General features: G+C 77.0%; 9 protein-coding genes and 1 pseudogene. All 10 read right to left on the minus strand.

Translation table 11 applies throughout. The features are described 5' to 3' along the window. Positions 1–11 precede the first annotated feature (11 nt). The 10 genes and pseudogenes from Q2K16_RS05940 to cobN all read right to left on the minus strand — a co-directional run bounded on the left by Q2K16_RS05940 (position 12) and on the right by cobN (position 14,158). The gene (locus tag Q2K16_RS05940) at positions 12–242 is read right to left on the minus strand and encodes a DUF362 domain-containing protein (RefSeq protein WP_368052542.1); all 231 of its coding nucleotides are present in this window, start codon (positions 240–242) and stop codon (positions 12–14) included. Further along, positions 239–1,984, minus strand: a complete 1,746-nt coding sequence (cobJ, locus tag Q2K16_RS05945) for a precorrin-3B C(17)-methyltransferase (RefSeq protein WP_302744036.1) — start codon at positions 1,982–1,984, stop codon at positions 239–241. The genes Q2K16_RS05940 and cobJ overlap by 4 nt, the downstream gene beginning before the upstream one ends. Then, a complete protein-coding gene (gene cbiE, locus Q2K16_RS05950; RefSeq protein ID WP_368052559.1) occupies positions 1,981–3,267 on the minus strand; it encodes a precorrin-6y C5,15-methyltransferase (decarboxylating) subunit CbiE in 1,287 nt (428 codons plus the stop codon). The genes cobJ and cbiE overlap by 4 nt, the downstream gene beginning before the upstream one ends. A gap of 32 nt (positions 3,268–3,299) precedes the next feature. Continuing rightward, the gene (locus tag Q2K16_RS05955; protein WP_302744037.1) at positions 3,300–4,451 is read right to left on the minus strand and encodes a cobalt-precorrin-5B (C(1))-methyltransferase; all 1,152 of its coding nucleotides are present in this window, start codon (positions 4,449–4,451) and stop codon (positions 3,300–3,302) included. Further along, entirely contained in the window at positions 4,448–5,275 is an 828-nt protein-coding gene (gene cobM / locus Q2K16_RS05960) for a precorrin-4 C(11)-methyltransferase (RefSeq protein WP_302744038.1), read from the minus strand. Before cobM ends, Q2K16_RS05955 begins: the two co-directional genes overlap by 4 nt. Continuing rightward, positions 5,272–6,006 carry a precorrin-2 C(20)-methyltransferase gene (gene cobI / locus Q2K16_RS05965; RefSeq protein WP_302746383.1) on the minus strand — a complete coding sequence of 245 codons (735 nt, stop codon included), beginning with the start codon at positions 6,004–6,006 and terminating at the stop codon, positions 5,272–5,274. Before cobI ends, cobM begins: the two co-directional genes overlap by 4 nt. 68 nt (positions 6,007–6,074) lie before the next feature. Further along, a complete protein-coding gene (locus Q2K16_RS05970) occupies positions 6,075–7,448 on the minus strand; it encodes a cobyrinic acid a,c-diamide synthase CobB (protein ID WP_302746384.1) in 1,374 nt (457 codons plus the stop codon). Positions 7,449–7,528: 80 nt separating this feature from the next. Beyond that, positions 7,529–8,140, minus strand: coding sequence for a cob(I)yrinic acid a,c-diamide adenosyltransferase (cobO, locus tag Q2K16_RS05975; protein WP_302744039.1), 612 nt, complete (start codon positions 8,138–8,140; stop codon positions 7,529–7,531). Further along, a pseudogene (locus tag Q2K16_RS05980) lies at positions 8,140–10,451 on the minus strand (putative cobaltochelatase). The gene cobO and the pseudogene Q2K16_RS05980 overlap by 1 nt, the downstream one beginning before the upstream one ends. Further along, entirely contained in the window at positions 10,448–14,158 is a 3,711-nt protein-coding gene (gene cobN / locus Q2K16_RS05985; RefSeq protein WP_302744040.1) for a cobaltochelatase subunit CobN, read from the minus strand. The pseudogene Q2K16_RS05980 and the gene cobN overlap by 4 nt, the downstream one beginning before the upstream one ends. Between the last annotated feature and the right edge of the window lie 159 nt (positions 14,159–14,317).

A 14,317-nucleotide genomic window follows, 5' to 3' on the forward strand; every position in this document is an offset into this window, starting at 1 on the left:
GATGCTGGTGGTCATGGTGCTCCTCGACGGTCGGTGGTGACCCGGATCGCGTCCACCGGGCAGATCTCCAGACACTCCAGACAGCCGGTGCAGCGGTCGGCCCGGACGGTCAGCCCCCCGGGCACCGGGCGGATCGCGTGGGCGGGGCAGGTCAGCAGGCAGGCCCCGCAGCCCTGACAGGCGTCGATCACCACCGGCGGCAGCACCCCGACCGGAGCGGGCGGCGGCCCGGCGGGGGTCATCCGCGCCACCGGTAGCCCCGGGGGGTGACCATCCGGCCGCCGACTAGCCGGGTCTGCGAGCTGCCCACCACCACCAGGCCGTACATGTCGACCACTGTCGGGTCGAAGGTGGCGAGGGTGGCCAGGTGGACGCGCTCGTCGGGGCGGCTGGCGTTGCGGACCACCCCGACCGGGGTCTGCGGCGGGCGGTGCGCGGCGAACGTCGCCAGCACCGCGCCGAGCTGCCAGTCCCGGGCCCGACTGCGCGGGTTGTACAGCAGCGCCACCAGGTCCGCCTCGGCGGCGGCGGCGACCCGGCGTTCGATCACCGGCCAGGGGGTGTGCAGGTCGGACAGGCTGAGGTAGACGTGGTCGTGGCCGATCGGCGCGCCGAGCAGGGCGGCGGCGGCCAGCGCGGCGGTCACCCCGGGCACCCCGACCACGTCGATCCGCTCGTCGGCGTACTCCAGGGCGGGGCTGGCCATCGCGTACACCCCGGCGTCACCGGAGCCGACCAGCGCCACGGCGTGCCCGGCGGTGGCCTCGGCGACGGCGCTACGGGCCCGTTCCTCCTCCGCGCCGAGCCCGCTGGCGAGCACCCGGGTACCCGGCCGCAGCAGGTCACGGACCTGGTCGACGTACTGGTCGAGGCCGACGACCACGGCGGCCCGGCGCAGCTCGGTCACGGCGCGCGGGGTGCGCAGGTCGGCCGCGCCGGGGCCCAGGCCGACGATCGCCAGCCGGCCGCGCGGGGCGTGCCGGGCGACCGCGACGGTGGCCATCGCCGAGGCGGTCTTGGGCACCAGCAGGGTGCCGCCGTCGCGCAACGCCGCCGCCTCGGCGACGCTGGGCGTGCCGACGGCGGCCCGGACCACCTCGCTGGGGTGCGGCACGTCCACCGCCGCCAGCTCCGCCGCCGGCCAGGTCCGCAGCGGTACGCCGAGCGCGTCGGCGGTGGCCCGGATGCCCTCCTCGTCGGCCTTGACGTCGACGCTGGCCAGGCAGCGCAGGCTGGCCGGGCTCAACCCGGCGTCGGCGAGCGCCCGGTGCAGCAACGCGTCGACCTCGGCGGCGGCCACCCCCCGGCTGGACCCGACCCCGGCGACCAGGGACGGGGGCCGCAGCACGACGGTCCGGTCGTCGACAGGCACCATCCGGTCGGTCACCAGCACCCGGTACCCGCCCGCCGGGTGTTCCCCGCTGGGCGGTTCGGGGTGGACGTTGGGCGGCAGGGCGGGCAGCGGCCACACCGCGTCGGCGACCAGCCGGACCGGTTCCCCGTCGAGGATCGCCCGGGACACCGCGGCCACCGCCCCCTCGACCGGCCAGCCGAGGGTGTCCAGGCCGGGCAGGTCGACCGCGTCGGTGGCGGTGGTGACCACCGGCCGGGCGTCGAGCAGCACGGCCACCTCGGCGGCGAGGGTGTTCGCGCCCCCGGCGTGCCCGCCGAGCAGGGCGACGGCGTGCCGGGCGGCCTCGTCGACCACCACCACCGCCGGATCGGTGCGCTTGTCCCCCAGCAGGGGCGCCAGCACCCGCACCACCGCACCGGTGGCCAGGAACGCCACCACCGCGTCGCACGTCGTCCAGGCGGTCCGCAGCGCGTCGGCGACCCCGTCGGCCTCGACCAGCCGGGCGTGCGGCCAGGCGGCGGCCACGGTCCGGGCGTGCCGGCGGCCGGCGGCGGTGGCCGCGACGAGCCCGACCCGGTGCGGGCCGGTGCCGGGCGTCTCCCGGTGCCGGTGTGGTGCGGTGGTGGTCACTGACGCTCCCCGGTGAGGACGACCACCGGATTGGTGGCCGCGAGTCGGACGGACCCGCCGGGCAGGTCGGCGAGGCGGGCGGCGGCGAGCTGGCTGCCGGTCACCGCGTAGCCGGCGGCGCGCAGCAGGTGCACGGCCGGGGCGACCCGGTCCAGGGCGGCGAGGGTGGCCACCACCCGGTCCGGGCGGCGGTCGGCGACGGCGGTCAGCACGTCGGTCCCGCCACCGCCGACGAAGACCGCATCCGGATCGGGCAGTCCGGCCAGGACTCCCGGCGCGTCACCGGTCACCACCCGGACGTCGACGCCGTGCCGGGCGGCGTTGCCGGCGACCGGCGCGGCCGGGTCCCGTTCCACGGCGATCACCGCCGCGCCCAGCAGCGCACACTCGATGCCTACCGATCCGCTGCCCGCGCCGACGTCCCAGACCAGCCGACCGAGCCGGGGCCGCAACCGGGCGACGGCCAGCGCCCGCACCTCGGCCTTCGTGATCATCGAGTCCCGGTGCCGGTACGCGGACTCGGGCAGCGCCCAGCCGGCGGCGGGCGCGGCGGCCGGCTGGTTGTCGCCGCGTACCGGCCCGACGCCGCCGCCGGACCCGGCCGCACCGCCCGGACCGGTGGGCGTCACCCCGGCGTCGTCGGCCGCGCCGGCGAGGCTGAGCAGGACGTGCGGGTCGGTCCAGCGGCGGCCGGCCGCCTGCTCGGGGCTGACCCAGGTGACCCGTTCGGCGGGGGTGCCGAGGTGCTCGGCGACCAGCAGGCGGCGGGACCAGCCGGCCAGCCCGGCCCCGATCTCGGCCGCCCCGGCGTCCGGCGCGGTCAGCACCGCGACGGCGGGCAGCGCCCGGCAGGCGTTGAGCGCGGGGCCCAACTCCCGACCGTGGGCGGTGACCACCACCGCGCCGTCCCAGTCGAGCCCGGCGCGGGCGAAGGCGGCGGCCACGCTGGACACCGCCGGCAGCACCCGTACCGGCAGCGCGGCGGCACGCAGCCGGCGTACCACGCCGAACAGGCCGGGGTCGCCGCTGGCCAGCATCACGGCCGGGACCCCGGCGGCGTGCGCGGCGGCGAGCCGCGCCAGCGCCGGGGCGAGCGGGCCGAGGGTGACGGTGTCGACGCCGGGCGGCACCGGCACGGCGGCGAGGTGCCGGGCCGCTCCGACGACCAGCCCGGCCCCGGCCAGGGCGGCGAGCGCCGGCGGTGGCAGCGGCCGGCCGGCTGCGTCCATCCCCAGCACCACGACCGGTTCGGGCACCCGGACGACCGGCTCCGCGCCGGGCACCGGGGCCGGGCCGGGGAGCGGCTCCTGGCGCGTCACGCGGGCCACCGGCCGGAGGAGGCGACCAAGTGGTCGCCGGTGAAGTCGACCATCGCCACGTCGACGGTGAGCGCGGGCCCGGCGAAGCGGCGCAGCACCTGGCGCACCCGGTCGCAGAGCAGGTCACCGGCGGGGCGCAGCAGCCCGGCGGCCTCCCACAGCTCGTAGGCGTGCCGGCCGGTGTTGGCCGCCAGCACCGCCGCGACCAGGTCGGCGTCGCCACCGGCCTCGGCGGTGACCGCGCCGAGCAGGGACAGGTCCACCTTCGACCGGGTGTAGTGGGTCATCAGGACGCCGGCGGCGAGTTTGGCCAGCTTGCCGGCCATCCCGACGAAGACCACCCCGGTCATCGCGTCGCCGACGGCGGCGGTGACGGCCGCGCCGGTGAAGTCGCCGACCTCGACGAAACACACCTCGGGCAGCTCCGGCAGCAGCGCGCGGGCGGCCCGTTCGGTGCGCCCGCCGGTGCACAGCACCACGGTCCGCTGCCCCTGCGCGGCCATCACGTGCACCGCCTGCACCACGCTGGCCCGCCAGGAGGCGGTGGAGAACGGCCTGACGATGCCGGTGGTGCCGAGGATCGAGATGCCCCCGACGATGCCGAGCCGCCGGTTGGTGGTCTTGCGGGCCATCACCTCACCGCCCGGCACACTGATCACCACCCTCACCCCCACCTCGGTCAGGTCGACCAACTCGGCGACGGCCTGGCCGATCATCCGGCGGGGGGTGTCGTTGATGGCCGGCCCGCCGACGGCGAGGCCGAGCCCGGGGCGGGTGACGGTGCCGACGCCGACCCCACCGGCGAGTTCCAGGCCGGGCCGGGGCCGCCAGCCGACGGTGGCGGTGAGGTGCGCGCCGTGGGTGACGTCCGGGTCGTCCCCGGCGTCCTTGACCACCACCGCCTCCGCCGTCGGTTCGGGTCGGGCGGTCAGGTCGCAGCGGGCCACCGGGAAGGTCACCCGCCGGCCGGCGGGCAGCCCGATCTCCACCTCCCCCGGGGGTACGCCGGTGAGCAGGGCGGTCACCGCCGCCTTCGCCGCCGCCGTCGCGCACGTGCCGGTGGTCCAGCCGGTCCGCAACGCCACCGGCCGGACCTTCGCGGTACGCGGCAGGTCCGGCTCGCGCAGCGGCGGCTCGGCGTACGTCACGGTGTGGCGTCCTCCGCGGCGGCCCGCGACCGGCGCAGCTCGGCGCGGGCGGCCGGCTCGGCCCGGCGGAAGGTGTGGAAGTGCCCGGGGTGGTAGAGGTGCGACCGGGTGCCGGTGGCGGCGAGCGCCGGCCCGACCAGGAACAGGGTGTGCTTCCACAGCCGGTGTTCCCGGACGGTGGCCGCCAGCTCGCCGAGGGCGCACCGCACCACCAGCTCGTCCGGCCAGGTCGCCTGGTAGGCCACCACGACCGGGGTGTCGGCCGGATAGCCGCCGGCGAGCAGTTCGGTCTGGGCCTGCCCGGCGCGGGCGGCGGACAGGAACAGCGCCATGGTGGTCCCGTGCCTGGCGAAGTCGCGGACCCGCTCCCCCGCCGGCATCGGCGTCTTGCCGCCCTCCAGCCGGGTGAGGATCACCGACTGGGCCACCTCGGGGATGGTCAGCTCCCGGCCGACGATGGCGGCGACGGCGGTGAACGAGGAGACCCCGGGGACGATCTCCACGGCCAGGTCGAGGGCCCGGCACAGGTCGAGCTGCTCCTGCACCGCACCCCACAGCGCCGGGTCGCCGGAGTGGATGCGGGCCACGGTGAGCCCGTCGGCGGCGGCCCGCCGGTACAGCGGCAGCACCCCCTCGATGGGCAGCTGCGACGAGTCGACGATCTCGGCGTCGGGGCGGGCGTGGGCGAGCACGTCCGCGTGCACCAGGCTGGCCGCCCAGATCACCACGTCGGCGTCGGCGATCACCCGGGCGGCGCGCAGGGTGAGCAGGTCGGCGGCGCCGGGTCCGGCCCCCACGAACCACACCTTTCCGGTGGACGTCACAGTTTTCCTCCCCGCCGGTCCCGGCGGGCCGGGACCAGCAGCGTCGACAGGTAGGGCAGCTCGTCGTCCGAGCCGACCGGCCCGATCCGTTCGTCGGGCAGGCCGAGGCCGCAGCCGAGCACCGCGTCGTCGAGCCGGTCGTGCCGGCGCAACTCGTCGACGAGTTCCCGGTGCCGTCGCCAGCCCTTGTAGACCACGACGGTGCCGGGCCCGGCGAGGGCGTCCGCGACCGGCGTCGGGCCGGCGGTGGCCGGCAGCAGGGTCAACGGCTCCCGCCCCTGGCACAGCGGGACGCCGCTGCGGGCGGCCAGCTCCTGCATGGCGGTGACGCCGGGCACGGTGTGCAGCCGTACCGCCGGCCGCAGCGCGCGGACCCCGTCGGCGAGGTAGGTGAAGGTGGAGTAGACGTTGGGGTCGCCGATGGTGGCGAACGCGACCGAGCGGGCCCCGGCGTCGAACGCGTCGACGACGGCGCGGGCGGCGGCGTCCCAGGCGGCCTCCCGGCGCGCGGTCACCCCGCCCCGGTCCTCCAGGGCGAACGGCAGCCGACGCAGCCGGTCCGCCGGCACGTGCGCGCGGACCGTCGTCTCGGCCCGGCCGGGGGGCGTCGCCGGGTCCGCCGCCAGCCGGTCCAGCACCGGTACGACCACCAGGTCGGCCTCGGTCAGCACCCGGACCGCCTTGAGAGTGAGCAGTTCCGGGTCTCCCGGCCCGACCCCCACCCCGGTCAGCGTGGCGGGGCCGGCCGGCGCGTCCCGGCCCGTGGCGGCGACGGGTGGGTGGTCCGCCCCGGTGCCGGTCACCGGGCCGCCGCCTCGACCAGGCGGCGGGCGGCCCGGGGGTGACCCGCCCAGTGGGTGTGCAGATAGGAGGCGTGCACCTGCCCGGTGACGAAACCGTGGGCGGTGCCGTCCCACCGCCAGGCGGGCCGGTCGCCGTGCCCGGGGTCGGTGACGGTGCGGTGGAACTCGTGACCGCGTACCCGCTCGCCTGCGGTGTGGACCGGGGAGTCGGTGGTGGCGACCGCGTCGCGGTAGCCGAGGGTGAGCCGGCCGGTCATCCGGGCGTGGTGGTCGAGCCGTCCGCACATCGGCGCCCCGTCCAGGGAGCGGCCGAGGTAGAGCAGCCCGGCGCACTCGGCGACCACCGGCCCGGTGAAGCCGCCCAGTTCGGCGCGGAGCCCGGTGTTGTCGCTCAACGCCTCGACGTGCACCTCGGGGAAGCCGCCGCCGATGACCACGGCCCGGGTGCCGGCGGGCAGGGCCGGGTCGGCCAGCGGGTCGAACGGGGCCACGGTCGCCCCGGCGGCGGTGAGCAGTTCGGCCGTCTCGGCGTACGAGAAGGTGAAGGCGGCACCGGCGGCAACCGCGACGACCGGACGGCCCCCGCCGGCCGGGCCGCCGACGGCGACGCCCGGGTCCCAGGCGTCCACGGTCAGCGGCGGGGCGCTACGCGCCACGTCGAGCACGGCGTCGAGGTCGACGGTGGCCTCGACGAGCCCGGCGAGCGCGTCGACGACGGCCAGTGACTCCGGTGCCCGTTCGGCGACCGGCACCAACCCCAGGTGCCGGGCCGGCGCGGCCACCTCGACGGCCCGGGTCACCGCACCCAGCACCGGTACGCCCACCTCGGCGAGCGCGTCGCGCAGCAGGGTCTCGTGCCGGGGCGAGCCGACCCGGTTGAGGATCACCCCGCCGATCCGCACGGCCGGGTCGAAGGCGCGCATGCCGAGCACCAGCGCGGCGGCCGACCGGCCCTGCGCGGTGGTGTCCAGGACCAGCAGCACCGGCGTGCCGGTCAGCGTGGCGACGTGGGCGGTGGAGGCGTAGCCGCCCCGGCCGACCGCGCCGTCGTGCAGCCCCATCACCCCCTCGACCACGGCGACGTCGGCGGGGGTGGGGACGCACGCGCCGTGCCGCAGCAGCGGGGCGATCAGCTCCTCGCCGACCAGCCATGGGTCCAGGTTGCGGCCGGGGCGGCCGGCGGCGAGCGCGTGGTAGCCGGGGTCGATGTAGTCGGGGCCGACCTTGTGCGGGCTGACCGTGAGGCCCCGGCGGCGCAGCGCGGCGAGCAGTCCGGTGGCGACCGTGGTCTTGCCGTGTCCGCTGGCCGGGGCGGCGACCACCAGCCGGGGCAGCGCCCACGGGCCGGTCGGCGCGGCGCACGGCGGCACGCCCGGTGCGGTGCCGCCCGGGTGACCGGCCGGCGCGTTGCCCGGCGGGCGGCGCTGGTCGGTGCGGCGGGTCGGTCCGGTCACCACTCGATGCCCTTCTGGCCCTTCTGGCCGGCGTCCATCGGATGCTTGACCTTGGTCAGTTCGGCGACCAGGTCGGCCGCCTCGACCAGTCGCGGGTCGGCGTCCCGGCCGGTGATCACCACGTGCTGGAAGCCGGGCCGGTGGGTGAGGGTGTGGACCACCTCGTCGACGTCCACCCAGCCCCACTTCATCGGGTAGGTGAACTCGTCGAGGACGTACAGGCCGTAGCGCTGGGCGGCCAGGTCACGCTGGATCTGCCGCCAGCCCTCCAGGGCGTCGGCGGCGTGGTCGGCGTCGCCGCCGCGCTGGATCCACGACCAGCCCTCGCCCATCTTGTGCCAGGCGACCGGCGCGCCCTGCCCGGTGTCGGCATGCACCTGACCCAGCGCCCGGAAGGCGTTCTCCTCGCCCACCCGCCACTTGGCGCTCTTGACGAACTGGAACACCCCGATCGGCAGCCCGGCCGTCCAGGCCCGTAGCGCCAGCCCGAACGCGGCCGTCGACTTTCCCTTCATCTGCCCGGTGTGCACGATGGTCAACGGGCGGTGCCGCCGCTGCCGGGTGGTCAACCCGTCGGCGGGGACGTGTTCCGGCTTTCCCTGCGGCATCAGCGCACGCTCCGATTCGCTCCGACGGTGGCGAGCCCGGCCAACGGGTCGGCGGTGACCGTGTCCAGCCGGTGGTGGGCCGCGCCGAGTTGACCGGCCAGCCGGTGGGCCAGGTGCAGCCGCACCGGGCCGGACTCACAGTCCACCACGACGCAGGGCGCGCCGGTGGCGGCGAGCACGGCCGCCGCGCGCGCCGACCGCTCCAGCGGCCGGTGCCCGGCGGTGGCCCGACCGTCGGTGACGACCAGCACCAGCGGACGCCGTCGCGGGTCCCGCAGCCGCTGCACCCGTAGCAGGTCGGCGGCGGCGAGCAGCCCCTCCGCCAGCGGGGTACGCCCGCCGGTGGGCAACTCGGCCAGCCGCGCCGACGCGGCCAGCACCGAGGAGGTCGCCGGCAGCAGCACCTGCGCCCCGGCACCCCGGAAGGCGATCACCGCCACCGTGTCCCGCCGCTGGTAGGCGTCGGTGAGCAGGGCCAGCACCGCACCCTTGACCGCCGACATCCGCTGCCGCGCGCCCATCGAGCCGCTGGCGTCGACGACGAACAGCACCAGGTTGCCCTCGCGGCCCTCGCGGACCGCCTCCCGCAGGTCGTCGGGGCGCAGCAGCAGCCGCCCGCCGCACCGGCCCCGGCCGGCCTGGTGCGGGGCGGCGGCGCGCAGGGTCGCCGGCAGGTGCACCGCGGCCGGCCGGCCGGCGGGCACCCGCGCCCCGGTGGTCCGCCCGCGCCCGGTCCGGGCCCGGGAGCGCCGGCCGGGCACCCCGTCACCGACCCCCGGTGCGGTGAACAGCCGGGCCGTCAACCCCCGCTGCGGTACGGCCACCGAGCCGGCACCCGCCGGGTCACCCGGGTTCGCGGTGTCGCCTTGGCCGGGTCGCCCGGGACGGGCACCGGCCTGCTCGGCCGCCCCGTCGTCGGGGCGTCCCGACCGGCCGTCGGCGCGGTGCCCGCCGTCCGACCCGCCGTCGGCGGCGCGGTCCGGCCACCTGTCGTCCACGGCCGGCGGGAAGGTCGGACCGGTCCGGGCGCGCGGGTCGTCGTGGCCCGGCGGTCCGGCGGCGTCCTGCGGCCCACCGGCCGTGTCCGGTGGCTGCGGCCCCGACCCGCCGCCGGGGCCGCCCGCCGAGGGACCACCCGGACCGCCGGCACCGTCCGGGCCGCCGGGGTCGCCCGGACCGCTCGAGCCGGTGTCCGGTGGATCGTCGTCGGGATGCTCGTCGCGGGCCCGCTGCAACGCCTCGTCGAGGCGCTTCTCGTCCAGGCCCGGGGTGTCGAACGGGTCACGGCGACGGCGGTGCGGCAGGGCCAGCCGGGCGGCGACCCGGACGTCGTCGGCGGTCACCCGGTCCCGGCCCTGCCAGGCGGCGTGCGCGACGGCGGTCCGGGCGGTGACGATGTCGGCGCGCATCCCGTCCACGTCGAACGCGGCGCACACCTCGGCGATCTGCCGCAACGCGCCGTCGGGCAGCAGCACCCCGTCGAGCCGGTCCCGGGCGGCGGCCACCCGGGCGGCCACCTCGGCGTCGGCGGCGGCCCACCGGGCGGCGAACCCGGCCGGGTCCGCGTCGGCGGCGAGCCGACGACGCACCACCTCCACCCGGACCACCGGATCACGGCTGGCCGCCACCTCGACGGTGAGCCCGAACCGGTCGAGCAGTTGCGGACGCAGCTCACCCTCCTCCGGGTTCATCGTGCCGACCAGCAGGAACCGGGCGGCGTGACTGACCGAGACCCCCTCCCGCTCGACGTGGCAGCGGCCCATCGCTGCGGCGTCCAGGAGCAGGTCGACCAGGTGGTCGTGGAGCAGGTTCACCTCGTCGACGTAGAGCACCCCCCGGTGGGCGGCGGCGAGCAGGCCCGGCTCGAAGGCGCGTACCCCCTCGGCGAGGGCCTTCTCCAGGTCGAGGGAGCCGACCACCCGGTCCTCGGCGGCGCCGACCGGCAGCTCCACCAGCCGGGCCGGGCGGCGCTCCACCGGAGCGGCGGCCGGGTCGTCGTGCCCGGCGGCGGCCGGGTGCGGGCCGTCCGGGCAGGTCGGGTCGGGGGCGGCCGGGTCACAACCGAACCGGCACCCGGCGACCCGGTCCACCGGCGGAAGCAGGGCGGCCAGCGCCCGCACGGCGGTGGACTTGGCGGTGCCCTTCTCGCCCCGCACCAGCACCCCGCCGATCGCCGGGCTGACCGCGTTGAGCAGCAGCGCCAGCCGCATGTCGTCCATCCCGAGCACGGCCGAGAAGGGAAACCCGCTCACTGAGCCACCCCCGTTCGCGACTGCGGGGCTCGCAAACCCGGCTCACTCCTCGCGCTCACTGACGTTCCTCCAGGTCGCCCTCGGTGGCCAGGTACGTCTCCCGCAGCCGGTCCAGGGTGGTGGGGTCGGGGGCGGCCCACAGGCCGCGTTCGGCGGCCTCCAGGAGCCGTTCGGTGATGCCGCGCAGCGCCCACGGGTTGGACCGCTCCAGGAACTCCCGGGTCTGCCCGTCGAACAGGTACGCCTCGGCGAGGCGCTCGTACATCCAGTCGTCGACGACCCCGGCGGTGGCGTCGTAGCCGAACAGGTAGTCCACGGTGGCGGCCAGCTCGAACGCGCCCTTGTAGCCGTGCCGGCGCATCGCCGCGATCCACTTCGGGTTGACCACCCTCGCCCGGAACACCCGCCGGGTCTCCTCACCGAGGGTGCGGGTGCGCACGTCGTGCGGCATCGCCGAGTCGCCCACGTACGCGGCCGGGGCAGCCCCGGTGAGGTGACGCACCATCGCCACCATCCCGCCGTGGTACTGGAAGTAGTCGTCGGAGTCGACGATGTCGTGCTCGCGGGTGTCCTGGTTCTTCGCCGCCACCGCGATCCGGGCGAAGGAGCGTTCCATGTCGGCCCGCGCCTCCCGCCCGTCCAGGCCCCGGCCGTAGGCGTAGCCGCCCCAGACGGCGTACACCTCGGCCAGGTCGGCGTCGGTGCGCCAGTTCCGGGCGTCGATCAGCGGCAGCAGCCCCGCCCCGTACGCCCCGGGTTTGGAGCCGAAGATCCGGGCGGTGGCCCGCCGCTCGTCGCCGTGCGTGGCGAGGTCGGCGGCCACGTGCGCGCGCAGGTAGTTGTCCCCGGCCGGCTCGTCGAGGGCGGCGACCAGCCGTACCGCGTCGTCGAGGAGGGCGACGACGTGCGGGAACGCGTCGCGGAAGAAGCCGGAGATGCGGACCGTGACGTCGACCCGGGGCCGGCCCAGTTCCGCCACCGGCACCACCTCGACGCCGGTGACCCGCCGCGACCGGTCGTCCCACACCGGCCGGCAGCCGAGCAGGGCCAGCACCTCGGCGATGTCGTCGCCCTGGGTACGCATGGCGCTGGTGCCCCACACGGTCAGCCCGACCGAACGCGGGTACTCCCCGGTGTCGGCGAGATAGCGGGCGAGCAGCGAGTCGGCCAGCGCCACCCCGACGTCCCAGGCGTTGCGGCTGGGAATCGCCTTCGGGTCGACGGAGTAGAAGTTTCGGCCGGTGGGCAGCACGTTGACCAGCCCCCGGGTGGGCGACCCGGACGGTCCGGGCGGCACGAACCGGCCGGCGAGCGCGCCGAGGGTGTTGGTGATCTCGTCGGTGGTGCGGTCCAGCCGGGGCACCACCTCGCGGGCGGCGAACCGCAGCACCTCGGCCGCGTCGGGGCAGGACCGGCCGGTCACCTCCGTGACCACCGCGTCGGCGCGGTCGGGCTCCCAGCCGAGGGTCTCCATGCCGAGGACGAGCCGTCGGGCCAGCGCCTCGATCAGGTCCACCGCGTCGGCGGCGGTGACCGCCGGCCCGTCGACGACGTCGGTCAGCGCCGCCGGCACCGCCGCCCGCGCCCCGGGCTCGGCGAGCAGCGCCTGCTCGTCGAGGCCGTAGCCGGCGGCGAGGGCCTGCCGCAGGCCGGGCAGGGCGCGGCTGCCGCCCCACACCTGCGGGGCGCGCAGCACGGCCAGGACGAGGTTGACCCGGGCCTCACCGGTGGGCACCCCGGCCAGGACGTGCAGCCCGTCGCGGATCTGCACGTCCTTGACCTCGCACAGGTAGCCGTCGAGGTGCAGCACGAAGTCGTCGAAGTCGTCGGCGGCGGGCATCGCCTCGGTGTGCAGGTCGTGGTGGAGTTCGGCGGCGCGCACCAGCTCCCAGATCTGCCCCCGGACCACCGGCACCTTCGCCGGGTCGAGGGCCTGCACGGTGGCGTACTCGTCCAGCAGTTGTTCGAGTTTCGCCAGTTCGCCGTAGGTCTCGGCGCGGGCCATCGGGGGCACCAGGTGGTCGACCACCACGGCGTGCGCCCGCCGCTTGGCCTGGGTGCCCTCGCCGGGGTCGTTGACGATGAACGGGTAGACCAGCGGCAGGTCACCGAGGACGGCGTCGGGGGCACAGTCGGCGGCCAGGCCGAGGCCCTTGCCGGGCAGCCATTCCAGGGTGCCGTGCTTGCCGAGGTGCACCACCGCGTCGGCGCCGAAGCCGCCGTCGCCGACCGGCGCGGCCAGCCACCGGTACGCGGCGAGGTAGTGGTGGCTGGGCGGCAGGTCGGGGTCGTGGTAGATGGCGATCGGGTTCTCGCCGAAGCCGCGCGGCGGCTGGATCAGCAGGGTGACGTTGCCGAACCGCAGCCCGGCCAGGACGATGTCCCCGTCGTCGGTGTAGAGCTGGCCGGGTGGCTCACCCCAGTGTTCCCGCATCCGGTCCCGCAGGTCGACCGGCACCTGGTCGAACCAACGCCGGTAGGTCTCCCCCGGCACCCGGGCCTCGGCGGCGGCCAACTGTTCCGGGGTGAGCCACTCGACGTCGTGGCCCCCGGCGGCGATCAGCGCGTGGATCAGCGCGTCCCCGTCGGTGGGCGGTGGCGCGTCGCCGAGGTGGTATCCGTCGGCGGCGAGGGCGGCGAGCAGGCGGACCGCCGAGGCGGGGGTGTCCAGGCCGACGGCGTTGCCGACCCGGGAGTGCTTCGTCGGGTAGGAGCTGAGCACGATCGCCACCCGCTTGCCGGAGTTGGGCAGGTGCCGCAGCCGGGCCTGCCGGACGGCGATCCCGGCGACCCGGGCGGCCCGCTCGGCGTCGGCGGCGTAGACCGACAGCCCGTCGGCGTCGATCCGTTTGAACGAGAACGGCACGGTGACGATCCGGCCGTCGAACTCGGGGATGGCCACCTGCATGGCCGCGTCCAGCGGGGACAGCCCGGCGTCGCTTGCCGCCCACTGCTCCCGGGTGCTGGTCAGGCAGAGCGCCTGGATCACCGGCACGTCGAGGGCGGCGAGCGCGCCGACGTCCCAGGCGTCCTCGTCTCCCCCGCCGGAGGCGTCGGCGGCGACCGTCCCCCCGGCGGCGAGGACGGTGACGACGAGCGCGTCGCAGCGGGCGAAGAGGTCCAGCGGCCCGTTGCCGGGGGTGAGCCCGCGCAGCGAGCCGCAGAAGATCGGCAGCGGCTCGCCGCCGGCCGCGTCGACCGCGTCGGCCAGGGTCTGCACGAAACCGGTGTTGCCGGCCAGCGCGTGCGCCCGGTAGAACACGATCCCCACCGTGGGCCGCCCGCCGTCCTGCCGCCCGGCCGCCGGGTCCGCCTGGTCGACCGTGGTGGTCGGGCGGCGGTGGTCGAGGATGCCGTACGGCGGGGTGGGGGTGGGCGGGTCGAAGCCCTCACCGGTGAGCAGGACCGTGTCGGACAGGAACCGGGCGAGCTGGGCGAGGTTCTCCGCACCCCCTTCGACCAGGTAGGACAGCGCTTCGGTGGCCACCCCGGAGGCCACCGTGGAGGCCGCCATCAGCTCCGCGTCGGGCACCGCCTCGCCGCCGAGCACGATCGTGGGGACCCCGGAGCCGAGCACCGCCGCGAGGCCGTCCGGCCACGCCTGCCGCCCGCCGAGCAGCCGTACGACGGCCAGGTCGACCCCGTCGAGCAGGGCCGGCACGGCGGCCACGTCGACCCGGGTGGGGTTGGCGAGGCGGTAGTCGGCGGCGCTGGCGCGGGCGGCGAGCAGATCGGTGTCGGCGGTCGACAGCAGCAGGATGCGCACGTTCAGCTCCGGAGAGTGACGTCCGGCTCGACGACGGGGCCGGGCCGAGCGGGGCGGGAGGGACGTCGGTCAGCGGCGGAGGTACGACGCGCCCCGCCGACGGCGGGGCACCCGGACCGTCCGTCAGCGGTACGTGGCAGGCCGACCGCCCCGACGACG

The organism is Micromonospora cynarisoli (genome assembly GCF_030518815.1).
Taxonomy (GTDB): Bacteria; Actinomycetota; Actinomycetes; order Mycobacteriales; family Micromonosporaceae; genus Micromonospora; species Micromonospora wenchangensis.